We start from the raw sequence: 25,611 nt of genomic DNA on the forward strand, positions 1-25,611 counted from the left end.
CTGGTTATATTGTTAGTTTACTTGATTAATATTCTTTGTCCACTTTTCGAAACTCTGACTGTGTAAGTCCATATGTCTCTGTTGTACAACCTGCTAACAACATAACAGGTAATGCTAAAGCTAACATTTTACGTTTTATTGTCACATACCCCTTTGAATACTTAATTTTGTGCGTCTCTTATCTCATTTAATGTAGAACCCATCGTGTCAATATACCCAAACATAGCCCCTAAGTTTGCTTCGGCTTTTTCTATATCATTTTCATCTAAACCTACAAATACTTGGTCTATTGACTGTTTAATTACTTTCACGTCGTCTCTTAATTGTGTTCGATAGTAATCATAATCCTTAGGCGGTTCTATAGCTGTTAGTTTGTCAAGATTTTCCTTGAATACCCCTAATTGTTGTTTTAATTCAACTTGATTTTCTTTTGAAGTTTCATCTTTTGCAAATATTGGTTTTGTAGCTTGTAACTCCTTTGCTACTTCTTTAGCAGTTTCATCTATATTTTCTTGATACTGTTTTAATGTTACAGGAGGAGTAACCTCTTTTATTATTTGTTTATCATCACTTGCTCGTTCTTCAGCTAATGTTCTATTTGCCTTTTCTTCTTCACTTGCTACCTTTTTAGTTTCTTCTTTAACTTCTTCTTTGACCTTTTTATCTTTATCTTTCATTTCTGACTCTGTTTCTTTTAGTGCTTTATCTAGTTCTTCATCCACAGTCTTCATGAAATCTTCTTCTCGTAGCTTTACTGTCTCCGATTCCTTCTTATCCTTTGACTCTGCATCTTTTAGGTTGTCAGTCTTTTTATAATCTTCAACTTTTACATTATCAGTTTTCTTCTCTTCAGCATTATCTTTAGAACATCCTACTCCTGCTACTAATATAAGCGGAAATGCTAAATATATTAGTTTCTTTGCTTTCATAATTCAAACCCCTTTAATATTAATAGTGTTATTATTCAGTTCAAACATACAAGTAGAGCCTTTTATTTCTTTGGTGTATAGTTAATTGATCCGTCTGTTGTACTTGATGTACCTTTTCCAAATGAATTATGATCCTGCTTAATAACATCTTGTTTGTTCTTAATTGCTTCTTTCAATGCATTAGGATCCTTATCGTTCATATCGGCAAAGAACGGTTGCCATGTATACATACCGCTATCTATCCCATCTAATGCACGTTCTACTTCTTCTTTTACTTTCTTTTTATCATTTCTAGGGTCTTCATACTTCTTAAATGCTTTCTCTACCTTAGGTAAATAGTCTCTTATATCTTCTATACCTTCTTTGATAATGTATTCATAGTCTGTATACTTTTTAGGTACTTCAACTCTTTCTAAACTATCTAATTGACTATAAATTTTTATAATAGTGTCCTTCGGTTCACCTTCATAGCTAGCTATTGAGAATGCATCAGACTCTTTCTTTAACGTTCTTATTGAATATTTAAGGTCTATTAATAAATCGAACATATAGTCAGGGAATTCTGTGGAAGATATAGGTATCGTATGCTTTTTATTAGTCTTATCATTACCTGACCTAGTTTCTTTCGCACTAGAATTTTCTTTTTCCTTATCTACCTCTGTCTGGCTTTCTGATTTCTTGTCAGACTTTTTCCCACTTCTTTGTTCTTCTTCATACTCCAATTTTGCTAATGCACCTCTGAGTTGCCTTTCTATTTCTTCGTCTTTATAATGCATTCTTTTCATATCTTCTATCATTTTATCTGCTTTAAACTCTTTGTCTACTTTTCGAAATTCTGCTTGTGTAAGTCCATATGTCTCTGTTGTACAAGCTGATAATAACATGATAGGTAAAGCTAACGTTACAAGTCTTTTTGCTTTCATTTTCTTATTACCCCTTATCGTGTTGTATGATTGTATGTGGTACTCAAAGTTACTTTATTTCTTTGCATGTTCCTCTATTTGCTTATCAAGTGCTTTAGCGTAAGCATCTTTGGTTTCTTGATTTAACTCATAAATTGCTTTATCCCACTGTTCACCATCTACACCTGACATATGTGGAGTGCTTTTTAGTAAGGCGTCTTGAATCTTCTGTCCATCTTCCTTATTAGCGTCTTTCAGTATCTTTGTTCCTTTTCTTGCGTCTTCTACTCCTTCTTGTACAAGTTTATGTATGTCATTATACTTATCAGGTACTTTTATGTTTTCCATACGGTCTAAGGCTTCGTCCATAGAATTTACTGTTTTTAGTACATCTTCATAGTTCTTCTTATCATTCATCGCCTTACCTGTTTTTAGTATTAGTGTATCCTTTTGGGTTTGAAACTCTAACAGTTGCTCGCAAATATAATAAGGATACTCTTTTTCGGATATTACTGTTTTCGAAATGGCTTTACTAGTTTTCTCAGTCTTAGGAGTAGAATTTTTATCTCCTATCCCGCAACCGAACAATAATAGAACTGGAAATGTTAATGCTATGAGTTTCGTTGCTTTCATTATGTATTCCCCTTTTAGAAAGTATTGTAATTAATTAACATATTGTACCATAACATAAATTATAAATATTGGATATACAAATTTTCTATCTTTACCGTGGAATTCATTTATTGTATTAATGAAGAATACGATATACATGCTTGGAAATGAAAATAAATCTACAGACTGTGAAATGGACATATAATAGAAGAAAAAATATAATATACGATTCTCTTACTTGGCAGAGTATGTAGATACAGGTGAGGAATTTACAATTGATGAGAAGGTAAATGTGGATGGTTCACTACGATTTAAGATACACAATAGCAAAGGGGAAACATATTATATAACGATAAATGAAACTTATGTATGGTAACTGTATATATTACTACAATACAGTATACTCATAGGAGATAGGTATGTGTTTGATAAAAATGAAATAAAAAAAACAAATGAGGTACTTCAAGCTAATGCATTAGATCCAAATATAATTGGCCCTACACTTCCCCCTATTCCACCATTTACTTTACCAACAGGTCCAACAGGTCCAACGGGAGCAACTGAAGGCTGTCTTTGTGATTGCTGTGTTTTCCCTATGCAGGAGGTGTTACGACAACTTGTCGGGCAGACTGTGATTCTTGCCACTATTGCAGATGCACCAAACGTAGCCCCTCGTTTCTTTTTATTCAATATTACTTCCGTTAATGATTTTTTAGTTACAGTTACAGATCCAGTTAGCACGACAACCTTCGTGGTCAATATTTCTGATGTAATAGGGGTAGGATTTTCAATAACAGTACCACCTCTAACATTACTTCCACCTGCCGATTTAGGGTGTGAATGTGATTGTCGTGAACGACCAATTAGAGAATTACTAGATACACTGATCGGTTCTACAGTGAATCTTTTAGTAAGTAATGGTTCTATTGCAACAGGCTTTAATGTGGAACAAACAGCTCTTGGTATAGTGATAGGTACTTTGCCAATACCTATAAATCCACCTCCACCTACACTCTTTAGATTCGCTATTTCAACTTGTAAAATTACAGCTGTGGATATAACTCCTACTCCTACGGCGACATAGTTCATTTCTTTTAAGTGGTCCCGTTGCAATTTTTCTAAACTTGAGGAAAAATATATATAATAGAAGAAAAATAAAAAATTCATTAGCTTTGTCATCACCCTGTTGGCGTCAACCTAATGCGCCTAATGGCTACAAAAGACATCTACTTCGTACCATTTGGCCAAGATGCACCAGAGAAAAAACCGAACTCAATGGTAGCTCGTATGGAGTTACTTGAAGATACAGTATTGGAAGCGCTACAAGGAAAACAATTACAACCTGTTGTTGTAGAAAAATTCAGATATATGAATTGAAAAACGAAAAAAACGTACAATTTTTGTTGAAACCATCATTCTTACTGTAGAATATGATAAAATTAACGTTATTAAGATTAGAGGGGGCATTGTAAGCTCCTTCTAATTCTAAGTTATAGAAGGATTGGTATCTAGAAAGGGGCATAGTGATGGAAAAGCAAAAAACTTTTCATGTCGCTGTAGTTGGAGCAACCGGCGCAGTTGGTGAACAAATGTTAAATACTTTAGAGAAACGAGAATTTCCAATTGGGAAGTTAACGTTACTTTCATCTAAACGATCTGCAGGTAAGAAACTTGTATTTAAAGGCGAAGAATTTACAGTTCAAGAGGCAACTCCTGAAAGTTTTGAAGGAGTAGATATTGCACTATTTAGTGCAGGTGGATCTGTATCGAAACAATTAGCGCCAGAAGCAGCAAAGCGTGGTGCAATTGTTGTTGATAATACAAGTGCATTCCGTATGACAGAAAACGTGCCACTTGTTGTACCTGAAGTAAATGAAAATGATTTAAAAGAACATAATGGTATTATTGCAAATCCAAACTGTTCTACAATTCAAATGGTAGTAGCTCTTGAGCCAGTTCGCCAGCAATATGGTTTAAAACGAGTAATCGTTTCCACATATCAAGCTGTATCAGGTGCTGGTGCGGCAGCTATTGAAGAACTTCATGAACAATCACAAGCAATCTTAAATGGCGAAGAAGTAAAGGCGAATGTTTTACCTGTATCAGGTGACGAAAAGCATTTCCAAATCGCTTTTAATGCTATTCCACAGATTGATAAATTCCAAGATAATGGATTTACATTCGAAGAAATGAAAATGATTAATGAAACGAAAAAAATTATGCATATGCCTGAATTAGAAGTAGCTGCGACATGTGTACGTTTACCAGTTGTATCGGGTCATTCCGAGTCTGTATACATTGAAGTAGATAAAGAAGGCGTAACAGTAGAAGAAATGAAAAACTTACTTGCAAATGCAGAAGGGATTGTACTGCAAGATAATCCAGCAGAGCAGTTATATCCAATGCCAGCTACTGCAGTAGGTAAAAATGAAGTATTCGTTGGAAGAATCCGTAAAGATTTAAATAATGATAAAGGATTCCACCTTTGGGTCGTATCTGATAACTTATTAAAAGGCGCTGCATGGAATTCTGTTCAAATTGCAGAGCGCTTAGTAAAATTACAATTAGTGTAAACGGCTAAGAGAAGGTGCAAAATATGAAAATTATTGTTCAAAAATTTGGTGGTACATCAGTACGTGATGACAATGGGCGCAAGCATGCGCTTCACCATATAAAAAAATCGTTAGCTGCTGGTTATAAAGTAGTTACTGTTGTATCAGCAATGGGCCGTAAAGGTGAACCGTATGCAACTGATACGTTATTAAGTCTTGTAAATCAAGAGGAACCTAATATTTCTAAACGTGAGCAAGATTTATTATTATCATGCGGAGAATTAATCTCAGCAATTGTTTTCTCTAACATGTTGAATGAGAATGGTATAAAAGCAGCAGCATTAAATGGTGCGCAAGCTGGTTTTGTAACGAATAATGACTTTACGAATGCTAAGATTATTGAAATGAATTGCGATCGTATACATGAAGAGTTACAAAATGTAGATGTTATCGTCGTGACTGGATTCCAAGGTCAAACGAAAAATGGAGATACGACAACACTTGGACGCGGAGGTAGTGATACCTCAGCTTCAGCATTAGGTGTTGCGCTTCATGCTGAATATATCGATATCTTCACAGATGTTGAAGGTGTTATGACTGCGGATCCTCGTATCGTAAAAGATGCACGTCATCTTCAAACTGTAACATATAACGAGATTTGTAACATGGCTTATCAGGGTGCGAAAGTTGTTCATCCGCGTGCGGTTGAAATTGCGATGCATGCAAAAGTACCACTTCGTGTACGTTCTACGTATTCTGATAGTGAAGGTACGCTTATTGCGGCATATGATGGTGCTACAAAAGGGCAGGATGTAGAAGAACGTCCTGTTACAGGGATTGCCCATGTGTCAAACGTAACGCAAATTAAAGTGCTTGCAAAAGAAACTGCATATGATTTACAACAACACGTGTTTAAAGAAATGGCTAATGAAGGGATTAGTGTGGACTTAATTAACATTTCTCCTACCGGTGTAGCTTACACAGTAAAGGATAGTGTATCAGCGCGTGCAGTTGAGGTTTTAAAGCAACTTGGATATGATCCAGTGGTGACAGAGCATTGTGCGAAGGTTTCTATCGTTGGTGCTGGAATGGCAGGTATTCCAGGGGTTACAGCGAAAATTGTCACAGCTTTAGCGGAAAAAGGTATTCAAATTCTGCAATCAGCAGATAGTCATACGACAATTTGGGTTCTTGTAAAAGAAGCCGATTTAGTGGAGGCTGTGAATGCATTACATAGTGCATTTGAGCTTTCAAAAGAAAAGCAACTGGAACAATAAGGAGTGAGATCATGATAGATTTTGGGACAATTGCAACCGCGATGGTAACACCGTTTGATAAAAATGGTAATATCGATTTTGCAAAGACAACGAAATTGGTAAATTATTTAATTGATAACGGTACAACAGCAATCGTGGTAGGAGGGACGACTGGAGAATCTCCTACATTAACATCAGAAGAAAAAGTAGCGTTATATCGCCATGTCGTATCTGTTGTCGATAAAAGGGTGCCCGTCATCGCTGGAACAGGTAGCAATAATACGCATGCTTCTGTTGATTTAACAAAAAAGGCAACTGAAGTTGGTGTTGATGCAGTTATGCTAGTGGCACCGTATTATAATAAACCGAGTCAAGAAGGGATGTACCAGCACTTTAAAACAATCGCTGAAAGCACTCCGCTTCCGGTAATGCTATATAATGTTCCAGGACGATCTATTGTACAAATCTCCGTTGATACAGTTGTTCGTTTATCAGAAATAGAAAACATTGTTGCGATTAAAGATGCAGGCGGCGATGTATTAACAATGACAGAAATCATTGAAAAAACAGCGGACGACTTTGCAGTATACAGCGGTGATGATGGTTTAACATTACCAGCTATGGCAATTGGAGCAAAAGGTATTGTTTCTGTAGCATCTCATGTTATCGGGAATGAAATGCAAGAAATGATTGCTGCATTCCAAGCTGGAGAGTTCAAAAAAGCGCAGAAATTACATCAATTACTAGTAAAAGTAACGGATGCACTATTTATGGCGCCGAGCCCAACACCAGTAAAAACAGCATTACAAATGGTGGGATTAGATGTAGGTTCTGTACGTTTGCCACTTCTTCCATTAACGGAAGAAGAAAGAATAACGTTACAATCCGTAATGCAATCTATTCCTCGTTAATAAAAATGACCTAGTGTGAAACTAGGTCATTTTTATTTTGACTAACTATATGTAAGTGATGAAAATTAGCTATAGTTAATAGGCTGTAATAAGAAGGGGATGGCAGGGGGGAGAATTAGTAAGAAACTGATTACAGAGATAAGATTTTTTTAGTGAATATCGTTTCATGTTTATGTAAAGAATTTACATGAATATTTTTCCATCAAACTCTTATTACGTAGGGAAAATAGTAAAACTGATATGAATTTTGCCCTCTTAAATTATAATCTCATTTTAGTGTCTTCTCTTGTCTTTCGCATAATTTAACTTGTGTTCTATTTCTTGTATCAGTTATAATATGGCTAAGTAGCTTAGTACGGGTATGCTTAGCAAAATTGGTAAAAATTAAGATTTAATGAAATTTTCATATCATATCGAATAAGATATTTGATTTATATAATGAAAGAGAGGTGAAACCTGGTTTAAAAAATTAACAAGGACATGATATCGCATAACGGTAAGGACATTCGTCTTGGACGGTGAATATATGGTGGTTGTAGAGTTTCCCCTGGTGTCTCTGCAATTTTAGTGAAATCAGTGTTTGCAAGATTTTTAAACCAGGCAACAACATGAAGAGAAAAGAGAATGAGTCTGTTAAAGTATTTGCTCTTGGCGGAGTAGGTGAAATCGGAAAAAACATGTACTGTGTTGAAATTGATTCTGAAATCTTTATTGTAGATGCCGGATTGATGTTCCCGGGAGATGAAATGTTTGGGATTGATATTGTTATTCCTGACATTACATATTTAGTAGAAAATCAAGAGCGAGTAAAAGGACTATTTATTACCCATGGTCATGAAGATCATATTGGTGGAATTGTTTATGTGCTTCGTAAATTATCTATTCCAGTATATGCGACGAAATTAACGGTAGGACTTATACAAGAAAAGCTTGGCGAAGCAGGAATGTTAGGCCGTGTAGACTTAAAAACAATTGACTCGAATTCAACAGTAGAGTTTAATTCAACAAATGTGTCATTCTTCGGAACGACACATAGTATTCCGGATTCTGTGGGTGTTTGTTTCCATACATCAAAAGGTGCTGTAGTATATACAGGAGACTTTAAATTTGATCAAACTCCAATCGGAAATAGTGGAGCAGATCTTGGGAAAATGGCGCAAATTGGAAATGAAGGCGTACTTTGCTTGTTATCTGATAGTACAAACGCTGAACGTCCTGGTTATACAGGTTCGGAAAAAGAAGTTGGTATAGAGATTTCTAAAGTATTCTATAGTTCAGAAGGACGTATTATTGTTGCTTCATTTGCATCGAATGTACACCGTATTCAACAAGTGTTTGATGCAGCTGCTGAAACTGGAAGGAAAGTAGCGGTAGTAGGACGTAGCATGGTGAAAGTGGTAGATATTGCAAGACGTCTTGGTTATTTAGATGTTCCAGAAGGTATGGTTATTTCATTACAAGAAATAGACAATTTCCCGGAAAAAAAGGTAGCTATCTTAACGACTGGTAGTCAAGGGGAACCGATGGCAGCCCTTTCTAGAATGGCGAAACAAGCTCATAAACAAATTTCAATTCGTAAAGGTGATACTGTTATTATTGCAGCTTCTCCAATTCCAGGAAATGAAGTATCTGTATCAAAAATTATTGACTTGTTATTTAGATCTGGTGCTGAGGTTATTTATTACGGTGAAAGAAAAGTTCACGTTTCAGGTCATGGTAGCCAAGAAGAATTAAAGTTGATGATAAATTTAATGAAGCCGAAGTATTTTGTACCCGTACATGGTGAGTTCCGTATGCAAAAAGCACATGCGTATTTAGCGGAAGATGTAGGTATTGCGAGAGAGAATATCTTTATCGTAGAAAAAGGCGATGTAATTGCTTTTGGTGACGATGAAGCAAAATTAGCTGGTAAAGTGCAAGCTGGTAATGTTTTAATTGATGGATTAGGTGTAGGTGACGTCGGTAACATCGTTCTTCGAGATAGAAAGATGTTATCTCAAGATGGAATTTTAGTTGTTGTTGTAACACTTGGTAAGGATGAAAAGAAAATAATCTCTGGTCCAGAAATTATTTCACGCGGCTTTGTATATGTTCGTGAATCAGAAGCATTAATCGAACGATCCACAGATATTGTACGTATGATTGTTGAACAATCAATTAAAGAATATACAATTGAATGGTCTATGTTGAAACAAAATATTCGTGAATTATTAGGGCAGTTCTTGTACGAAGAAACGAAGAGAAAGCCAATGATTTTACCGATTATTATGGAAGTATAAAGAAGGTCACCTTTACAGGTGATCTTTTTCTTTTTTAACCCTATCGAATGAAATTCATAACTTAAGAAATAATAGTTATATACGAGTGAAAGGGGATGCGATATGACAGAACGTGATCGTTATACAAATGAAGAAAAAGAAGCTGAGCCGAAAGAAGTTCCAAAAGAGGCTTCTATAGTGGAGAAAATTCAGCAACTTGGACAGACAAATGTACCACAAATGAATGAATCGCGTATTCATTGCTTAACAATTGTTGGGCAGGTGGAAGGTCATATTCAGTTGCCACCACAAAATAAAACAACAAAATATGAACACATCATTCCGCAAATTGTCGCGATTGAACAAAATCCAAAAATTGAAGGTTTACTGTTAATATTAAATACAGTTGGGGGTGACGTTGAAGCTGGATTAGCGATTTCTGAAATGGTGGCTTCGCTTTCAAAACCAACTGTATCTCTTGTTTTAGGAGGAGGGCATTCAATCGGTGTACCGATTGCGGTCTCAACTGATTATTCATTTATTGCCGAAACAGCGACGATGACAATTCATCCAATTCGTTTAACAGGTCTTGTTATAGGTGTGCCACAAACATTTGAGTATTTGGATAAAATGCAAGAAAGAGTCATTCGATTTGTGACAAAGCATTCGAAAGTAACGGAAGATCGTTTTAAAGAGCTTATGTTTGCAAAAGGGAATTTGACGCGAGATATTGGGACGAATGTAATAGGTGGAGATGCAGTGAAGTATGGTCTTATAGATGGTGTCGGTGGTATTGGTAGCGCACTTCGAAAATTAAACGAATTAATTGATGAACGCAAGGATAATAGTACAGAAGGGACAATGCTACAATGATTTTATATACAATTATGCCAGAGCAACTTGTGTATCCGGCCGATTATTCACAATGCGAAAGCCAAAAAGTTGTGAATATAAATGGCGTGGAATTAGTGGTTTCTGAGGAGGATAATCAATGTTACTCTATTGTACGTGTATTAAGTACGAATCCGTCTCACTACCTAGAGTTTGAGCCTGGACAGAAAATTACCTTTTAGCAAAAAGAAGGATTTTGTTTAGGAGCTATGGTATAATATAAAAAACAAGACGGTTGAGCAGCCATGAGTAGGCTGCTTTCTTCTGTTTATTTAACATTTTACAAGAAGTGTAAAAATAGAAGATATAAAGACCTGAAAAATAGAGAGAAAGACATGTAAGTAGAGCTTTTTTATAAGAAAGTTGTACTTAATTTTTAGAACACGAGGTGAAGAAATGGCAAAACAAAAGCAAAGAGGGACGAAGGCTAAGGCAAGACGTACGATAAAGCCAACTTTGTATTATGAAATCGTCGGGTTGACTCTTTTTGCACTTTCGATTATTACGATTTTACAGCTAGGTGTTGTAGGGAAATCGTTTGTGTTATTTTTTCGCTTCTTCTTTGGTGAGTGGTACATAATTGGTGTGTTAGGTGTAATAGCTTTATCTGTTGCGTTTGTAATAAAGCGGGGATGGCCCAACCTTTTAAATAAACGGCTAATAGGTGTTTATTTAATTGTACTAGCAATATTAATGTTTAGTCATATTACATTATTTAACCTGCTTACGAAAGATGGAGCTGTACAAAATACTTCTGTAATTGTTAGTACAAAAGATTACTTCTTCCTTGAAATGAAAAAGGGCCCGGATAGTGTTCATTTAGGTGGTGGTATGTTCGGTGCACTGATGTTCGCAACGTGCTACTTCTTATTTGACGAAGTAGGGGCATATATCATTGGAATTATTTTAGTTATTCTTGGAATACTTTGTATAACAAATAAACATATTGGAGAAGTTCTTGCTCCGGTAGGGAGAATTCTTAGAAGTCAGTTTCAAGTAATGCAAGGGGATTATAAAGATTGGAAATCTCAAAGGGTTGCCGAGCAAACTGAAAAGAAAAAAACAACAAGAAGCAAGAGGCGTGAACGTGTTGCTGAACAAGAAGAAGCTATTGAGCCAGTAGAAGAAATAGAAATTGGTCCACCAATTATTTCGAATTTTACTGAGAATTATCCAGTACGTGAAGAGACGGAAAAGCAGATAGAAGAAAATGATTTAATCACTCCTCCGTTTATTGAAGAGGCAGTTCCGCCTGCGCCAGAAGAACAACCTCACAAGAAACGAGGAGAAAAAATCGTTGAATCGCTAGAAGGTGAAACGAAAGCACCTCCTATGCAATTTTCTAATGTGGAAAATAAAGATTATAAGCTTCCTTCGCTTGATATATTAAAGTTTCCCCAAAATAAGCAAGTTACAAATGAAAATGCGGAAATTTATGAAAATGCTCGTAAATTGGAACGTACATTCCAAAGTTTTGGTGTGAAAGCGAAAGTAACAAAAGTACATAGAGGTCCTGCAGTTACGAAATATGAAGTGTATCCTGATATGGGAGTAAAGGTAAGTAAAATTGTTAGTTTAAGTGATGATTTAGCGCTTGCTTTAGCAGCGAAAGACATTCGTATTGAAGCACCTATTCCCGGGAAATCAGCTGTAGGGATTGAGGTTCCGAATTCAGAAGTTTCTATGGTAACGCTGAGAGAAGTTCTTGATTCAAAGGCGAATAACCACCCAGAAGAGAAGTTATTAATCGGTCTTGGACGTGATGTTACAGGAGAGGCTGTATTGGCACGTTTAAATAAAATGCCCCATTTATTAGTAGCTGGTGCGACTGGTAGTGGAAAGAGTGTATGTATTAATGGAATTATTGTAAGTATTTTAATGCGTGCAAAACCGCATGAAGTAAAATTAATGATGATTGATCCGAAAATGGTAGAGTTAAATGTATATAACGGTGTTCCGCACTTATTAACACCAGTCGTAACTGATCCAAAAAAAGCATCACAGGCTTTGAAGAAAGTTGTGAGTGAAATGGAGCGTCGTTATGAATTATTCGCGCATAGCGGTACGCGTAACATTGAAGGATATAATGATTATATTAAAGAACATAATAGCCAATCGGAAGCGAAACAACCTGAATTACCATATATTGTAGTAATTGTGGACGAGTTAGCTGATTTAATGATGGTTGCTTCTTCGGATGTAGAAGATGCGATTATGCGTTTAGCGCAAATGGCACGTGCTGCTGGTATTCATTTAATTATTGCGACTCAGCGCCCGTCAGTTGATGTTATCACAGGTGTTATTAAAGCGAATATTCCATCGCGTATTGCATTTGCTGTATCTTCCCAAATAGATTCTCGAACGATTCTTGACGGTGGTGGTGCAGAAAAGTTGCTAGGTCGTGGAGATATGTTATTCATACCAATTGGTGCATCGAAACCTGTTCGTGTACAAGGGGCGTTTTTATCAGATGATGAAGTTGAGAGAGTCGTAGAATCTGTTATTGCGCAGCAAAAAGCGCAATATCAAGAGGATATGATTCCACAAGATGTTCCTGAAACAAAGCAGGAAGTAGAAGATGAATTATACGATGAAGCGGTTCAGCTTGTAGTAGAAATGCAAACAGCATCTGTTTCTATGTTACAACGTAGATTTAGAGTAGGATATACGCGAGCAGCTCGTTTAATTGATGCCATGGAAATGAATGGTGTAGTAGGTCCTTATGAAGGTAGTAAACCAAGGGGAGTACTCATTAAAGATGTGCAAGAAAAAAGTTCTTAAAAAAAGCCTAATTGTTTTTACAATTAGGCTTTTTTATATGCTGTTTTTGTTATATACTATAGTCATCGGCGAAGAAAGGGCTTACATCTTTGAGGGTCCTTTAGAATACGAATGCTTATCGTTTTGGTTTTCAAAACGTTCGATATTTAATGTAGAAAAATGTTGAATTCTGTTGACACATATGGGAGCAAGTGGTAAGATTACTTCGAAAAGAATCACTGCCTCATATAATCTTGGAGATAAGGTCCATAAGTTTCTACCTGGCAACCATGAATTGCTAGACTATGAGGGGAAAAGTGTGTAACAAAGGATGTAAGGAATCTTTGTGCCGAACTTTTTCTCTATATGAGAAATGTTTATGGTACAAAGTTTTTTTTATGGAATAAAGTGTGAAAATTTCATCTTGAAAAATTATTAATATTTATTCGATAATTACGCTTATTTTTAGTATTTAGTAATTTATACTATGTTGTAAGTTGAAAAAAGAGAAAAGAAGTCTTACATCAGAGGTCGAATAATTGAAATGCGGGGGAGTCTTATGTCAGTAAAATCCGATAGTCGTCACCTATATTTGCGGGTGATTGATCACATCAAAGGAAAAATTAAAGATGGGGCTTACAAAGAAAAACAAAAGTTACCTTCAGAGTTTGATCTAGCGAAAGAACTTGGTGTAAGTAGGGCAACTTTAAGGGAAGCACTACGTATTTTAGAAGAAGAAAATGTTGTTATTCGTAGACATGGTGTAGGGACATTTGTAAATGCGAAGCCGTTATTTTCTTCTGGAATAGAGCAACTTTCTAGTATTACAGATATGATTTCTAGTGTGGGGAAAACACCAGGAACAATCTTTTTATCATCATCTACAACAACTTTAACAGAAGAAGAAAAAGAGAAATTTAATTGTGAAGATGCTTTTAGCGCAGTAATGATTGAACGTGTTCGTACAGCGGATGGGGAACCAGTTGTATATTGCATTGATAAACTGGCAAAAGAGATATTACCAGATTTATCGGGATACAATGAGGAATCGCTGCTTACAGTAATACATAATAATACGCACAAGCGTATCACATACGCAGTTGCTCACATTGAACCGATTGGTTATCACCCGAAAATTTCACCGATTTTAGAATGTGAACCTGAAACGGCACTGCTAGTTTTAAAACAAATGCACTATGATCAAAATGATGAGCCAATCTTATATTCTATTAATTACTTTAGAGCTGATAAGTTTAGCTTCCACGTATTAAGAAAACGTATGTAGGGAAGTTCCTTTTTAGGGAGGTGACAGCAAGAAGTAAGGGACAGCAGCGTATGAATCATTAGACAAAACATTTCAGGAGGGGTTTCTAGTATGAAGAAAAAAACAGGTCTTTTATTATCGTTAACGTTAGCGGCAAGTACAGTGTTAGGTGCATGTGGTAACTCGGATAGTGACAAAAAAGGGGATAAAGAGTTTAAGGTTGGTATGGTTACAGATGTTGGGGGCGTTGATGACAAATCATTTAACCAATCAGCTTGGGAAGGTTTAACAAAATTCGGTAAAGACAACGATTTAAAGAAAAATGAAGGATATCGTTACCTTCAATCAAGTAAAGATGCTGATTACATTCCAAATTTAACGAAATTTGCGAAAGATAATTATAACACAACATTTGGTATTGGATACTTAATGGAAAAATCAATTGAAAAGGTGGCTGAACAGTATCCAAAAGAGCAATTTGCGATTGTAGATACTGTTGTAAAGAAGCCGAACGTAACAAGTATTACATTTAAAGACCATGAAGGTTCATTCCTAGTTGGAGCTGTAGCAGCTATGACAACAAAATCAAATAAAGTTGGTTTTGTTGGTGGTGTGAAGAGTCCATTAATTACAAAATTCGAATCAGGTTTTAAAGCTGGTGCAAAAGCAGTAAATCCAAATATCGAAATTGTATCGCAATATGCTGATGCGTTTGATAAGCCAGAAAAGGGAACTATATTAGCTTCAGCAATGTACGGTCAAGGTGTTGACGTAATTTATCACGCTTCAGGTGCAACTGGTAACGGTGTATTCACAGAAGCGAAAAACCGCAAGAAAAAAGGTGAAAACGTTTGGGTAATCGGTGTTGACCGTGACCAAAACCAAGAAGGTATGCCTGAAAACGTAACTTTAACTTCAATGGTAAAACGTGTTGATATTGCAGTTGCAAAAGTGGCACAAGAAGCGAAAGATGGTAAGTTAAAAGGCGGTAAAATAGAAGAGTTTGGCTTAAAAGATGAAGGTGTCGGTATTGCGAAAACAACTGACAATGTGAAAAAAGTAAACCCAGAAATTTTAACAAAAGTAGAAGAGTTTGAGAAGAAAATCACTGCTGGTGAAATTAAAGTACCTGCGACTGATGAGGAATATAAAGCATACGAAGCTGCTTTAAAGAAATAATGATAGAGAAATAGCAAAGGTTAGTTCTTAGAACTAGCCTTTGCATATATAAAAATACCTTTAATAGAGTGTAATTGGGGAGTGTTCCCTGCTAAAAGGAGGAACAAAATGGAATACGTAATTGAGATGAACAATATTACAAAAGTATTCCCAGGCATTGTGGCGAATGATGATATTACGCTGCAAGTAAAACAGGGAGAAATACATGCTTTACTTGGAGAAAATGGTGCAGGGAAATCAACGCTAATGAATGTACTGTTCGGTTTGTATCAACCAGAACAGGGAGAGATTAAAATTAAAGGGAAACCTGTAAAAATTACAAATCCGAATATAGCAAATGACCTTGGAATTGGGATGGTCCATCAGCATTTTATGCTTGTTCATAATTTTACAGTTACAGAGAATATTATTCTAGGAAATGAGCCAAAGAGAAAAGGGAAAATCGCTGTTGAAGAGGCTGCAAAAGAAATTAAACAATTATCTGAACAGTACGGTTTAGCTGTTGATCCATATGCAAAGATTGAAGATATTTCGGTTGGGATGCAGCAAAGGGCTGAAATATTAAAGACACTTTATCGTGGTGCGGAGATTTTAATATTTGATGAACCTACTGCGGTGTTAACCCCTCAAGAAATTAATGAATTGATTCAAATTATGAAAAAACTTGTACAAGAAGGGAAATCTATCGTTCTTATTACACATAAGTTGAAAGAAATTATGGAAGTTTGCGATCGTTGTACAATTATTCGTAAAGGTAAAGGGATTGGTACAGTTGACGTTGCGAAAATGGATGAACATAAACTTGCAGAATTAATGGTCGGACGTCAAGTGAATTTTAAAACAGAAAAAATAGAGGCCAAACCGAACGAAGAGGTTCTGTCTGTTGCGGATCTTGTCGTTCATGATGCACGCCAATTACCTGCTGTAAAAGGCCTTGACTTAACTGTTCGTGCAGGAGAAATTGTTGGGATTGCAGGGATTGATGGAAATGGACAAAGTGAATTAATAGAGGCGATTACTGGTTTACGAAAAGTTGAGTCAGGTTCTATTGCAATTAAAGGAAAAGAAATAACGAATTGGCCTGTTCGAAGAATTACAGAGGAAGGAATTGGTCATATTCCAGAAGACCGTCATAAACACGGGCTAGTGCTTGATTTTTCTGTTAAAGACAATATAGTTTTGCAAACGTACTATAAGAATCCATTTTCAAAGAAGGGGATTTTAAACTTTAGTAAAATCACAGAGAAAGCAAAGGCGCTTATTGAACAGTTTGATGTACGTACACCTAGCGAACAAACATTAGCGCGTGCTCTATCAGGTGGAAATCAGCAGAAAGCTATCATTGCACGTGAAGTAGATCGTAATCCAGATTTATTAATTGCAGCACAACCAACACGTGGTTTAGATGTAGGCGCCATTGAATTTATTCATAAAAAATTAATTGAGCAGAGAGATAATGGTAAGGCAGTATTGCTCCTATCTTTAGAGCTGGATGAAATTTTAAACGTAAGTGATCGAGTTGCTGTTATATATGAAGGGAAAATTGTAGCGATTGTCGATGCAAAAGAAACAAATGAACAACAGCTTGGTTTGTTGATGGCTGGCGGAACGGAGAAAGAGAAGGTGAATACAAATGGCTAAAAAATTTTTAACGGAGCGAACAATTAATATTTTAGTTCCCGTATTATCCGTTATTTTTGGTTTACTTGTTGGTGCCATTGTAATGTTAGTTAGTGGATATGATCCAATTATTGGGTATGCAGCGCTTTGGGAAGGAATGGTTGGGAATCCGCAAGCAATTGGTGAAACGTTACGTACGATGATTCCACTCGTATTAGCAGGACTTTCCGTGGCATTTGCATTTCGTACCGGTCTTTTTAACATTGGGGTAGAAGGACAATTATTAGTTGGGTGGCTTGCCGCTGTTTGGTTTGGTTATGCAGTATCGCTACCGGCATTTTTGCATATTCCATTATCTATTTTAGTAGCCGCGATTGCTGGTGGTTTATGGGGTTTTATACCTGGATATTTAAAAGGAAAGCTTAAAGTAAATGAAGTAATTGTAACAATTATGATGAACTACATTGCGCTTTATGTTACGTATGACCTTATTAAACGTTTTATACATGAAGGTAATGAGAAATCTTATGATGTACAAGCGAGTGCTTCATTAGCTTCTGATTGGCTATCTTCATTGACAGATGGATCTCGTTTGCACTGGGGAATTGTTGTAGCTATTATAATTGCAATTGTAATGTGGTTCTTACTAGATAGAACAACGTTAGGGTATGAATTGAAATCAGTTGGGTTTAACCAAAATGCATCTCAATATGCAGGGATGAAAGTCTCGCGTAATGTTGTGTTATCAATGACAATTGCTGGTGCTTTTGCTGGAATTGGTGGGGCAATGGAAGGTCTAGGAACATTCCAAAGTATGACGGCAATGACGTCGTTTACTGGTATTGGATTCGATGGGATTGCGGTAGCTCTTCTTGGAGGAAATAATCCGTTTGGTATATTATTATCGGCTTTACTGTTCGGTGGTTTGAAAAGTGCAGCCCCGCAAATGAATTTTGAAGCAGATGTACCTTCTGAGTTAATTAATGTTATTATTGCATGTATTATTTTCTTTGTTGCTTGCAGTTATGTTTTACGCTGGGCACTTACACGCATGAGCAAGGAGGGGAAATAAATGAGCTTTATAGATATTTTAGCCATTCTTGTGACTGGTACGTTATATACGGCAGCGCCACTTATTTTTACGGCGTTAGGTGGAGTGTTCAGTGAACGTTCTGGAGTTGTAAATATAGCATTAGAAGGTTTAATGTTATTTGGTGCATTTACTGGTATCGTTACAACGTTATTAATGGGTGATACGTGGGGAGCAATGACTCCTTGGATTGCACTATTATTTGCAGCAATTGGTAGTGGGTTATTTGCACTTCTTCACGCAGTAGCATCCATTACATTCCGTGCGGATCAAGTAGTAAGTGGGGTAGCGATTAACTTTTTGGCTCTCGGTTTAACAGTATTTGCGATTAAGAAAATCTTTGGTAAAGGACAGACTGATTTTATTCAATACCGAATTGAAAAAATCGATGTTCCAGGACTTTCGGATATTCCGGTAATCGGGAAAATCTTTTTCTCAAATGTACCGTTAACATCGTATATTGCCATTATTTTAGCATTTGTTGTTTGGTACATTATTTATAAAACACCGTTTGGTCTTCGTCTACGTGCTGTTGGTGAACATCCAATGGCAGCAGATACGATGGGGATTAATGTATATAAAATGCGTTATATTGCAGTTTGTATATCTGGAATGTTTGCAGGAGTGGGTGGTGCGGTCTTCGCAATGTCGATTTCTGGTAACTTCTCAGGTGCTACAATTACTGGACAAGGTTTCTTGGCGCTAGCAGCTATGATCTTTGGTAAATGGAATCCACTTGGTGCTCTTGGAGCAGCGCTGTTCTTCGGATTTGCTCAATCACTTGGGATAACAGGTGGTACAATTCCTGTATTAAAAGAAATTCCAAGTGTATTCTTAACGATATTACCGTATGTATTTACAATATTAGCACTTGTTGGTTTTGTAGGCCGATCTGAAGCTCCGAAAGCATTAGGAACGCCTTATGAAAAAGGGAAACGATGAGTATTTAGAAAGTATAAGAAAAGCTCGCACATTAGTGTGGGCTTTTTTACATAGAATATATTTAATACGGAATTTCACTATGTTCCTTACATATTAAAGTTTTTAGAAAGAATCAAATGTAAGCATAATAAGGAAGAAAAGTTGATTTTTTATTTCTAAAAACTGTATATTGAAGAGGAATATTCCTACATACGTAAAGGAGGGCTATTAATGAAACTAATGGAACAGCAACTGCATGAATTAGGTGGCTTGCGAGTACATATTATTCCGACTGATAAATTTAAAACAAATACCTTTGTATTTCGTTTTAAAGCACCTTTAAATGAGGAGACGGTGACAGAGCGTGCCCTATTGCCGTACGTATTGCAAAGTGCGACAGAAAAACTGCCTTCTGTAATTCGTCTTCGTCAATATTTAGAAGAATTATATGGATCTTCTTTAGCGGTAGATGTAAGTAAAAAAGGGGAAGACCATATCATCTCTATTTATGTAGACATTGCAAATGAAACATATTTACGCGATGCACCACCGTTATTTGAAAAGGCACTTTCTATGTTATCTGATATTGTTTTACATCCAGCGACAGAAGGGGACGGTTTTCTATCTTCTATTGTAGAAAGTGAGAAACGAGCACTCTTGCAACGAATTGAAGCTACTTATGATGATAAAATGCGTTATGCAAACGAGCGTTTAATTGAAGAAATGTGCAAAGTAGAACCATATCGCTTAAGTGCAAATGGAAAAAAAGAAAGTGTTGCTTCTATTACAAATGAAAGTTTGTATCAATATTATCAAAAAGTGTTAGCTGAAGATGAAATGGATTTATATATCATTGGTGATATTTCAGAAGATGCTGTGGAGCTTGTAAATAAGTATTTTTCGATTTCACCTCGCGCTATGAAAGAGAGAAATGTACTTCTTCATAAACGAAATAATGAAGAAAAAGAAATTGTTGAAAAACAAGAACTAAAGCAAAGTAAATTAAATATCGGCTATCGCACATTCATTACGTATAAAGATGAAGATTATTTTGCATTACAATTGTTTAACGGATTATTTGGAGGGTTTTCTCATTCGAAGTTATTCGTAAATGTCCGTGAAAAAAATAGTTTAGCGTACTATGCAGCATCGAGATTTGAAAGTCATAAAGGTTTGCTCTTCGTTATGTCTGGAATTGAAGCGAAGAACTTTGAAAAAGCTGTTGAAATTATTAAAGAACAGATGAAAGCAATGCAAAGCGGTGATTTTTCAGAGGAAGAGATTCAGCAAACGAAAAGTGTAATTCAAAATCAAATCTTAGAGGCAATTGATACACCACGTGGTTTTGTTGAAATGCTTTATCACGGGGTGATTTCAGAGCGTACGCGTCCAGTTGAAGAATGGCTAACGGGCATAGAAAGCGTGACGAAAGAAGAGATTGTGAAAGTTGCTAATAATATTGAACTAGATACAATTTACTTTTTACATGGAACGGAGGGAGAATAAATGGAGAAAATTGTGTATGAGCAATTAAAAGAGACGCTATATTATGAAAAACTTCCGAATGGATTAGACGTATATATCTTACCGAAACAAGGCTTCAACAAAACATTTGCAACATTTACGACGAAGTACGGTTCTGTTGATAATACATTTGTACCGCTTGGAAAAGAAGACATGACTCGTGTACCAGATGGAATTGCTCATTTCCTTGAGCATAAATTGTTTGAAAAAGAGGACCATGACGCGTTTCAATTGTTTAGTAAACAAGGTGCTTCAGCGAACGCTTTTACATCTTTTACAAGAACCGCTTATCTCTTTTCCTGTACATCAAATGTAGAGAGAAATTTAAATACGTTGTTAGACTTTGTACAAGAACCGTATTTCTCTGAAAAAACGGTTGAAAAAGAAAAAGGTATTATCGGTCAAGAAATTCAAATGTACCAAGATAACCCAGACTGGCGTTTATACTTTGGGTTAATCGATAGTTTGTTTGTGAAACATCCAATTAAAATTGATATTGCAGGGACGATTGAGTCTATTAGTAAAATTACAAAAGACCTACTGTATGAATGTTATGAGACTTTTTACCATCCGAGCAACATGTTATTATTTGTTGTTGGAGCGATTGATCCTGAAAAAACAATGGATTTAGTTCGTGAAAATCAAGCGAAAAAAGATTACGAAAATCAACCAGAAATCGTTCGCTCTTTTGAAGAGGAACCAGAAGAAGTAAATGAAAAGAAAAAGATTATTTCAATGCCTGTTCAAACTCCAAAATGTTTAGTTGGTATTAAGGCAACGAATTTAAAAGAAAAAGGGCAAGCTCTGTTAAAACAAGAAATTGCACTTACATTACTTTTAGATTATTTATTTGGAAAAGGGTCAGTTCATTACGAATCTTTATATAATGAAGGTCTTATTGATGATTCGTTCTCGTATGACTATACAGAAGAAAATAACTTCGGTTTTGCAATGGTTGGTGGAGATACGAAGCACCCTGATGAATTGGCAGAGCGATTAAAAGGTATTTTACTACAAACGAATTATGATCAGTTAGATGAGACTGCGCTGGAACGGGTGAAGAAAAAGAAAATTGGTGGATTTTTACGATCGTTGAATTCACCTGAATATATTGCAAATCAGTTTACACGATATGCGTTTAATGAATCTAGTTTATTTGATGCTCTTACAGTGTTAGAAGGATTAACTGTTCAAGACCTACAACAAGCAGCAAAAACATTATTAATTGAAGAGAAAATGAGTGTCTGCCAAGTGTTACCAAAAAAATGAAGTAATATGTGAATAAAAAACGCAGTATCTATATCCCTCATCTAACGTTTGGTTATTGCCAAATGGTAAGATGAGGGTATTATTTATTTATACATAAAAAGATAAGAGAGGGAATTTATGAAAAAGTATGCATTAGTAACTGGAGGAAGCGGAGGGATTGGCTCTGCTATTTCGAAGCAGTTAATCGAGGATGGTTATACAGTCTATATTCATTACAATAAAAGCGAAGAGAAGATAAGGGGGTTACAAAAGGAGTTTGATGCAGTGATTCCTGTGCAAGCAAATTTAGCTTCTATCGATGGAGCAGAGAAATTGTGGGGACAAATCGAACATCCTATTGATGTTATTGTATACGCAGCTGGAAAGAGTATATTTGGATTAGTAACAGATGTTACTAATGAAGAATTAGATTATATGGTGGAGCTTCAAGTGAAGAGTGTATATAGACTTTTATCGATGGCGCTTCCACCGATGATCGGGCGGAGAAGTGGTAATGTTGTTGTTATTTCATCCATTTGGGGGCAAATAGGAGCGTCTTGTGAGGTGCTGTACTCAATGGTGAAAGGTGCACAAAATTCATATGTGAAGGCTTTAGCGAAAGAAGTTTCTCTAAGTGGATTGCGCGTTAATGCGGTAGCGCCAGGTGCGATCGAAACAGAAATGTTAAATGTATTTTCAGAAGATGATAAAAATGAAATTGCTGAAGATATTCCATTAGGTAGAATAGGACTACCCGAAGAGGTAGCAAAAACAGTCTCCTTCCTCGTTTCGCCAGGAGCTTCTTATATTACGGGGCAAATTATCGGAGTGAATGGCGGTTGGCATTGCTAAAAAATTCTTACATAAAAAACAAGAAATTGTACAAATTAAGCATGATTCTATTACTAAAATAGTGAGGTGCTTAAACATGTCAGTGTTAGATAATTTTGATCAGTGGAAGAGCTTTTTAGGAGAACGTTTAGAACAAGCGGGGGGAAAAGGGCTTGATGGTGGTGCCGTATCAGATATGGCATTTCGTGTTGGTGATTATTTAGCAAATGAAGTAGAAGCGCGCAACGATCAAGAAAAATTATTGTCTGAGCTTTGGAAAGTTGCTGATGAACAAGAGCAACATACAATTGCAAATTTAATGGTGAAGTTTGTACAACATAAGTAAAAGTAGAGAGGAGCTTCTCCTCTCTACTTTTTTTGTATAGTAATTAGGAGGAATAGATTATACATTTAGCTTCCCTATTAAGGTGAAATCATATAATATAGTACGTAGGTGTAAAGTAAGCGTAGGGGAGTGATCTTGGATGATTGAATGGTATTTTGAATATGAAATACATAAAAACCGACCTGGCTTACTTGGTGACGTTTCTTCGTTAATCGGTATGCTTGGCATCAATATTGTCACAATTAATGGTGTAGATAATGCACGACGTGGACTTTTGCTTATGTGTGATAATCAAGAACAAATCTCTAGACTTGAATCAATTTTAAATACGATGGATAATATAACGGTAACGAAATATCGTCCGCCAAAGCTTAGAGATAAGCTAGCAGTTAGACATGGTAGGTACATACAACGAGATGCAGATGATAAGAAAACATTTCGATTTGTGCGTGATGAATTAGGATTGCTTGTAGACTTTATGGCGGAGATAATGAAAAAAGAAGGTCATAAATTAATTGGGATACGAGGAATGCCTCGTGTCGGAAAAACAGAATCTATTGTTGCCGCAAGTGTTTGTGCAAATAAGAGATGGTTATTCGTATCATCTACTCTCATTAAGCAAACTGTTCGTAGCCAATTGATTGAAGATGAGTATAGCGACGATAATATTTTCATACTAGATGGAATTGTGTCGACAAAGCGTGCAAATGAAAGACACTGGCAGCTCGTTCGTGAAATCATGAGATTGCCTGCAACGAAAGTTGTGGAACATCCGGATGTGTTTGTGAGTCAGTCAGAATACACATTGGATGATTTTGATTATATTATCGAATTGCGTAACGATTATGATGAAGAAATTCAATATAATTTAGTAGATGAAATTGAGCAAGGTACGCAAAACAATTTCTCTATGTTCGACTTTTAAAGAAATATTGAGGTGTTAGTAGTGACGGAATTAGGACAAAAGCTGACAGAAGCAAGAGAAGCGAAAGGCTTATCTATTGATCAGCTGCATGAGATTACAAAAATTCAAAAACGCCATTTAGTAGCGATTGAAGAAGGTAACTATGATGTGTTGCCAGGAGCTTTTTATGCGCGTGCATTCATTAAACAATATGCAGATGCTGTTGGATTAAATGGAGAGGAACTGCTTGTGGAATATCAGAGTACGATACCACAGTCTGAAAAACGTGAAGTTCCACAAGTATCAACTGGACAAAAAACACAAGAAACAATGCAAAAATCTTCATCATGGCCAATTGCGGATCATATGCCCAAAATTTTGATTGCGTTGTTAGTAATCGCATTTGGCGTGGTAGTCTGGTTTGTTATTCAAGCGTTAACTGGAAAAGATGATAGGCAAGTTCAAAATGCTCAAAGTGAGAAAATTGAGGTTCAAAAAGCAAAAAATTCTCCGTTAGATACGAAGAAAGATGAAGCGAAAGCGGAAGAACCCAAAAAAGAAGAACCCAAAAAAGAAGAACCCAAAAAAGAAGAACCAAAGAAAGAAGAGCAACCAGCGCAACCAACTGGACAACAAGAAGTGAAGGTAGTTGGAACGAGTGGTAAGGTATCTACTTTGGAAATTCATAATAATAAAACATTAGAACTGGAAATTTCAGCGAAGGGTGCAAGCTATGTAGATGTTAAAGATGATGCGGGTAACGAAATTCTAAACACTACAGTACAAAGTGGTCAAACAGAAAAACGTGATTTATCAACAGTAAAAGAAGTGCGGCTTAATATTGGAAGTGCACCGAATGTTGAAATTAAACTGAATGGCCAAGTGGTTACTTTCCCATTAGATCCAGCAAAAGAATATCACCAAAGATTGGTGATAAAAAACCAAGGGATAGGGCAAGCTGCGCAATAACAGTCATCGCTTCGATGACTTTTTTCAATGAACAAATGTTTTTGACATGATGGAGGAATAGCTGTGAATTTACCAAATAAAATTACAATATCTAGAATCTTCTTAATTCCAATTTTTATGGTAATTATGTTAGCGCCCTTTGAGTGGGGCTCATTTATAATTGGTGATGTAGAGTTACCAATTCAACATTTAGTAGGGGCACTTATCTTTATTATTGCTTCGGCTACAGATTGGATTGATGGACATTATGCAAGAAAGTATAATCTTGTAACGAATTTAGGGAAATTCCTTGACCCGTTAGCAGATAAATTACTTGTTTCGGCAGCACTTATCACATTGGTAGAAATGCAATATGTACCTGCTTGGATCGTTATTGTAATTATAAGCCGTGAGTTTGCAGTAACAGGTTTACGCCTTGTACTTGCTGGGACAGGGGAAGTAGTTGCAGCAAATCAGCTAGGGAAAATTAAGACATGGACACAAATTATTGCGATTGCAGCATACTTATTACATGATGTACCGTTAAATCTACTTCATATTCCAGTTGCAGATATTTTCATATGGATTGCATTATTCTTTACCGTTATTTCAGGATGGGATTATTTCTGGAAAAATAAAGATGCTTTTGTAAACTCAAAATAGAA

Annotated in this window: 24 protein-coding genes, 1 pseudogene and 1 riboswitch; of the genes and pseudogenes, 22 read left to right on the forward strand and 3 right to left on the reverse strand. The window is 36.1% G+C overall.

Translation table 11 applies throughout. The features are described from left to right. Positions 1 to 161: 161 nt before the first annotated feature. The 3 genes from JFU20_RS23715 to JFU20_RS23725 all read right to left on the reverse strand — a co-directional run bounded on the left by JFU20_RS23715 (position 162) and on the right by JFU20_RS23725 (position 2,464). Positions 162 to 929 (reverse strand): hypothetical protein, encoded by a 768-nt coding sequence (locus JFU20_RS23715; protein WP_201038940.1) that lies wholly within the window; start codon positions 927 to 929, stop codon positions 162 to 164. A gap of 62 nt (positions 930 to 991) precedes the next feature. Then, a complete protein-coding gene (locus JFU20_RS23720) occupies positions 992 to 1,852 on the reverse strand; it encodes a hypothetical protein (protein WP_176523465.1) in 861 nt (286 codons plus the stop codon). A 54-nt stretch (positions 1,853 to 1,906) separates the two neighbouring features. Continuing rightward, positions 1,907 to 2,464 (reverse strand): hypothetical protein, encoded by a 558-nt coding sequence (locus JFU20_RS23725; protein ID WP_061688557.1) that lies wholly within the window; start codon positions 2,462 to 2,464, stop codon positions 1,907 to 1,909. Positions 2,465 to 2,681: 217 nt separating this feature from the next. Between JFU20_RS23725 and JFU20_RS23730 the strand changes: the two genes are divergently transcribed. The 22 genes and pseudogenes from JFU20_RS23730 to pgsA all read left to right on the forward strand — a co-directional run bounded on the left by JFU20_RS23730 (position 2,682) and on the right by pgsA (position 25,609). After that, a complete protein-coding gene (locus JFU20_RS23730) occupies positions 2,682 to 2,819 on the forward strand; it encodes a hypothetical protein (protein WP_172796641.1) in 138 nt (45 codons plus the stop codon). Positions 2,820 to 2,864: 45 nt separating this feature from the next. Next, positions 2,865 to 3,527, forward strand: a complete 663-nt coding sequence (locus JFU20_RS23735) for an exosporium leader peptide-containing protein (RefSeq protein ID WP_201038941.1) — start codon at positions 2,865 to 2,867, stop codon at positions 3,525 to 3,527. Between the two features lie 104 nt (positions 3,528 to 3,631). After that, a pseudogene (gene spoVFB / locus JFU20_RS23740) lies at positions 3,632 to 3,820 on the forward strand (dipicolinate synthase subunit B); the annotation flags it as partial. Positions 3,821 to 3,969: 149 nt separating this feature from the next. Further along, positions 3,970 to 5,016, forward strand: coding sequence for an aspartate-semialdehyde dehydrogenase (gene asd / locus JFU20_RS23745; protein ID WP_002014577.1), 1,047 nt, complete (start codon positions 3,970 to 3,972; stop codon positions 5,014 to 5,016). A gap of 23 nt (positions 5,017 to 5,039) precedes the next feature. Next, positions 5,040 to 6,272, forward strand: a complete 1,233-nt coding sequence (gene dapG / locus JFU20_RS23750; RefSeq protein WP_002088068.1) for an aspartate kinase — start codon at positions 5,040 to 5,042, stop codon at positions 6,270 to 6,272. An 11-nt stretch (positions 6,273 to 6,283) separates the two neighbouring features. Beyond that, positions 6,284 to 7,162 carry a 4-hydroxy-tetrahydrodipicolinate synthase gene (gene dapA, locus JFU20_RS23755; RefSeq protein WP_002014579.1) on the forward strand — a complete coding sequence of 293 codons (879 nt, stop codon included), beginning with the start codon at positions 6,284 to 6,286 and terminating at the stop codon, positions 7,160 to 7,162. 608 nt (positions 7,163 to 7,770) lie between these two features. Further along, entirely contained in the window at positions 7,771 to 9,441 is a 1,671-nt protein-coding gene (locus JFU20_RS23760; protein ID WP_002014581.1) for a ribonuclease J, read from the forward strand. Between the two features lie 102 nt (positions 9,442 to 9,543). Continuing rightward, positions 9,544 to 10,293 carry a translocation-enhancing protein TepA gene (tepA, locus tag JFU20_RS23765; RefSeq protein WP_002014582.1) on the forward strand — a complete coding sequence of 250 codons (750 nt, stop codon included), beginning with the start codon at positions 9,544 to 9,546 and terminating at the stop codon, positions 10,291 to 10,293. Continuing rightward, positions 10,290 to 10,493 carry a YlzJ-like family protein gene (locus tag JFU20_RS23770; protein WP_002088064.1) on the forward strand — a complete coding sequence of 68 codons (204 nt, stop codon included), beginning with the start codon at positions 10,290 to 10,292 and terminating at the stop codon, positions 10,491 to 10,493. The genes tepA and JFU20_RS23770 overlap by 4 nt, the downstream gene beginning before the upstream one ends. Positions 10,494 to 10,707: 214 nt before the next feature. Beyond that, positions 10,708 to 13,092, forward strand: a complete 2,385-nt coding sequence (locus JFU20_RS23775) for a DNA translocase FtsK (protein WP_002014584.1) — start codon at positions 10,708 to 10,710, stop codon at positions 13,090 to 13,092. Positions 13,093 to 13,295: 203 nt separating this feature from the next. Beyond that, positions 13,296 to 13,397: riboswitch (purine riboswitch) on the forward strand. A 233-nt stretch (positions 13,398 to 13,630) separates the two neighbouring features. Then, entirely contained in the window at positions 13,631 to 14,356 is a 726-nt protein-coding gene (locus JFU20_RS23785; protein WP_002088063.1) for a GntR family transcriptional regulator, read from the forward strand. 90 nt (positions 14,357 to 14,446) lie between these two features. Next, positions 14,447 to 15,514, forward strand: coding sequence for a BMP family lipoprotein (locus tag JFU20_RS23790; protein ID WP_002014587.1), 1,068 nt, complete (start codon positions 14,447 to 14,449; stop codon positions 15,512 to 15,514). Positions 15,515 to 15,622: 108 nt separating this feature from the next. Then, the gene (locus JFU20_RS23795; protein ID WP_002014588.1) at positions 15,623 to 17,155 is read left to right on the forward strand and encodes an ABC transporter ATP-binding protein; all 1,533 of its coding nucleotides are present in this window, start codon (positions 15,623 to 15,625) and stop codon (positions 17,153 to 17,155) included. Further along, positions 17,148 to 18,206, forward strand: a complete 1,059-nt coding sequence (locus JFU20_RS23800; protein WP_002165208.1) for an ABC transporter permease — start codon at positions 17,148 to 17,150, stop codon at positions 18,204 to 18,206. The genes JFU20_RS23795 and JFU20_RS23800 overlap by 8 nt, the downstream gene beginning before the upstream one ends. Then, positions 18,207 to 19,166, forward strand: coding sequence for an ABC transporter permease (locus tag JFU20_RS23805; protein ID WP_000008059.1), 960 nt, complete (start codon positions 18,207 to 18,209; stop codon positions 19,164 to 19,166). Positions 19,167 to 19,376: 210 nt separating this feature from the next. Then, positions 19,377 to 20,651: an EF-P 5-aminopentanol modification-associated protein YfmF gene (gene yfmF / locus JFU20_RS23810; protein WP_002014591.1), complete on the forward strand. Its 1,275-nt coding sequence runs from the start codon at positions 19,377 to 19,379 to the stop codon at positions 20,649 to 20,651. Next, positions 20,652 to 21,938 (forward strand): EF-P 5-aminopentanol modification-associated protein YfmH, encoded by a 1,287-nt coding sequence (gene yfmH, locus JFU20_RS23815; protein WP_002014592.1) that lies wholly within the window; start codon positions 20,652 to 20,654, stop codon positions 21,936 to 21,938. Positions 21,939 to 22,055: 117 nt separating this feature from the next. Then, positions 22,056 to 22,769: an elongation factor P 5-aminopentanone reductase gene (gene ymfI / locus JFU20_RS23820; protein WP_002014593.1), complete on the forward strand. Its 714-nt coding sequence runs from the start codon at positions 22,056 to 22,058 to the stop codon at positions 22,767 to 22,769. A 76-nt stretch (positions 22,770 to 22,845) separates the two neighbouring features. Beyond that, the gene (locus JFU20_RS23825) at positions 22,846 to 23,094 is read left to right on the forward strand and encodes a DUF3243 domain-containing protein (protein WP_000114449.1); all 249 of its coding nucleotides are present in this window, start codon (positions 22,846 to 22,848) and stop codon (positions 23,092 to 23,094) included. Between the two features lie 139 nt (positions 23,095 to 23,233). Then, positions 23,234 to 24,019, forward strand: coding sequence for a DUF3388 domain-containing protein (locus JFU20_RS23830; RefSeq protein ID WP_000574107.1), 786 nt, complete (start codon positions 23,234 to 23,236; stop codon positions 24,017 to 24,019). A gap of 21 nt (positions 24,020 to 24,040) precedes the next feature. After that, positions 24,041 to 24,967, forward strand: a complete 927-nt coding sequence (locus tag JFU20_RS23835) for a helix-turn-helix domain-containing protein (RefSeq protein WP_002165210.1) — start codon at positions 24,041 to 24,043, stop codon at positions 24,965 to 24,967. Between the two features lie 63 nt (positions 24,968 to 25,030). Beyond that, the gene (gene pgsA, locus JFU20_RS23840; RefSeq protein ID WP_002014596.1) at positions 25,031 to 25,609 is read left to right on the forward strand and encodes a CDP-diacylglycerol--glycerol-3-phosphate 3-phosphatidyltransferase; all 579 of its coding nucleotides are present in this window, start codon (positions 25,031 to 25,033) and stop codon (positions 25,607 to 25,609) included. Positions 25,610 to 25,611: the final 2 nt, after the last annotated feature.

The sequence above is a fragment of the Bacillus sp. TH30 genome (genome assembly GCF_016650875.1).
Classification (GTDB): domain Bacteria; phylum Bacillota; class Bacilli; order Bacillales; family Bacillaceae_G; genus Bacillus_A; species Bacillus_A mycoides.

Coding starts and splice junctions, on each gene's coding strand:
- JFU20_RS23715 (WP_201038940.1), bottom strand. CDS start 929: ATGAAAGCAAAGAAACTAATATATTTAGCATTTCCGCTTATATTAGTA.
- JFU20_RS23720 (WP_176523465.1), bottom strand. CDS start 1,852: ATGAAAGCAAAAAGACTTGTAACGTTAGCTTTACCTATCATGTTATTA.
- JFU20_RS23725 (WP_061688557.1), bottom strand. CDS start 2,464: ATGAAAGCAACGAAACTCATAGCATTAACATTTCCAGTTCTATTATTG.
- asd (WP_002014577.1), top strand. CDS start 3,970: ATGGAAAAGCAAAAAACTTTTCATGTCGCTGTAGTTGGAGCAACCGGC.
- dapG (WP_002088068.1), top strand. CDS start 5,040: ATGAAAATTATTGTTCAAAAATTTGGTGGTACATCAGTACGTGATGAC.
- dapA (WP_002014579.1), top strand. CDS start 6,284: ATGATAGATTTTGGGACAATTGCAACCGCGATGGTAACACCGTTTGAT.
- JFU20_RS23760 (WP_002014581.1), top strand. CDS start 7,771: ATGAAGAGAAAAGAGAATGAGTCTGTTAAAGTATTTGCTCTTGGCGGA.
- tepA (WP_002014582.1), top strand. CDS start 9,544: ATGACAGAACGTGATCGTTATACAAATGAAGAAAAAGAAGCTGAGCCG.
- JFU20_RS23770 (WP_002088064.1), top strand. CDS start 10,290: ATGATTTTATATACAATTATGCCAGAGCAACTTGTGTATCCGGCCGAT.
- JFU20_RS23775 (WP_002014584.1), top strand. CDS start 10,708: ATGGCAAAACAAAAGCAAAGAGGGACGAAGGCTAAGGCAAGACGTACG.
- JFU20_RS23785 (WP_002088063.1), top strand. CDS start 13,631: ATGTCAGTAAAATCCGATAGTCGTCACCTATATTTGCGGGTGATTGAT.
- JFU20_RS23790 (WP_002014587.1), top strand. CDS start 14,447: ATGAAGAAAAAAACAGGTCTTTTATTATCGTTAACGTTAGCGGCAAGT.
- JFU20_RS23795 (WP_002014588.1), top strand. CDS start 15,623: ATGGAATACGTAATTGAGATGAACAATATTACAAAAGTATTCCCAGGC.
- JFU20_RS23800 (WP_002165208.1), top strand. CDS start 17,148: ATGGCTAAAAAATTTTTAACGGAGCGAACAATTAATATTTTAGTTCCC.
- JFU20_RS23805 (WP_000008059.1), top strand. CDS start 18,207: ATGAGCTTTATAGATATTTTAGCCATTCTTGTGACTGGTACGTTATAT.
- yfmF (WP_002014591.1), top strand. CDS start 19,377: ATGAAACTAATGGAACAGCAACTGCATGAATTAGGTGGCTTGCGAGTA.
- yfmH (WP_002014592.1), top strand. CDS start 20,652: ATGGAGAAAATTGTGTATGAGCAATTAAAAGAGACGCTATATTATGAA.
- ymfI (WP_002014593.1), top strand. CDS start 22,056: ATGAAAAAGTATGCATTAGTAACTGGAGGAAGCGGAGGGATTGGCTCT.
- JFU20_RS23825 (WP_000114449.1), top strand. CDS start 22,846: ATGTCAGTGTTAGATAATTTTGATCAGTGGAAGAGCTTTTTAGGAGAA.
- JFU20_RS23830 (WP_000574107.1), top strand. CDS start 23,234: ATGATTGAATGGTATTTTGAATATGAAATACATAAAAACCGACCTGGC.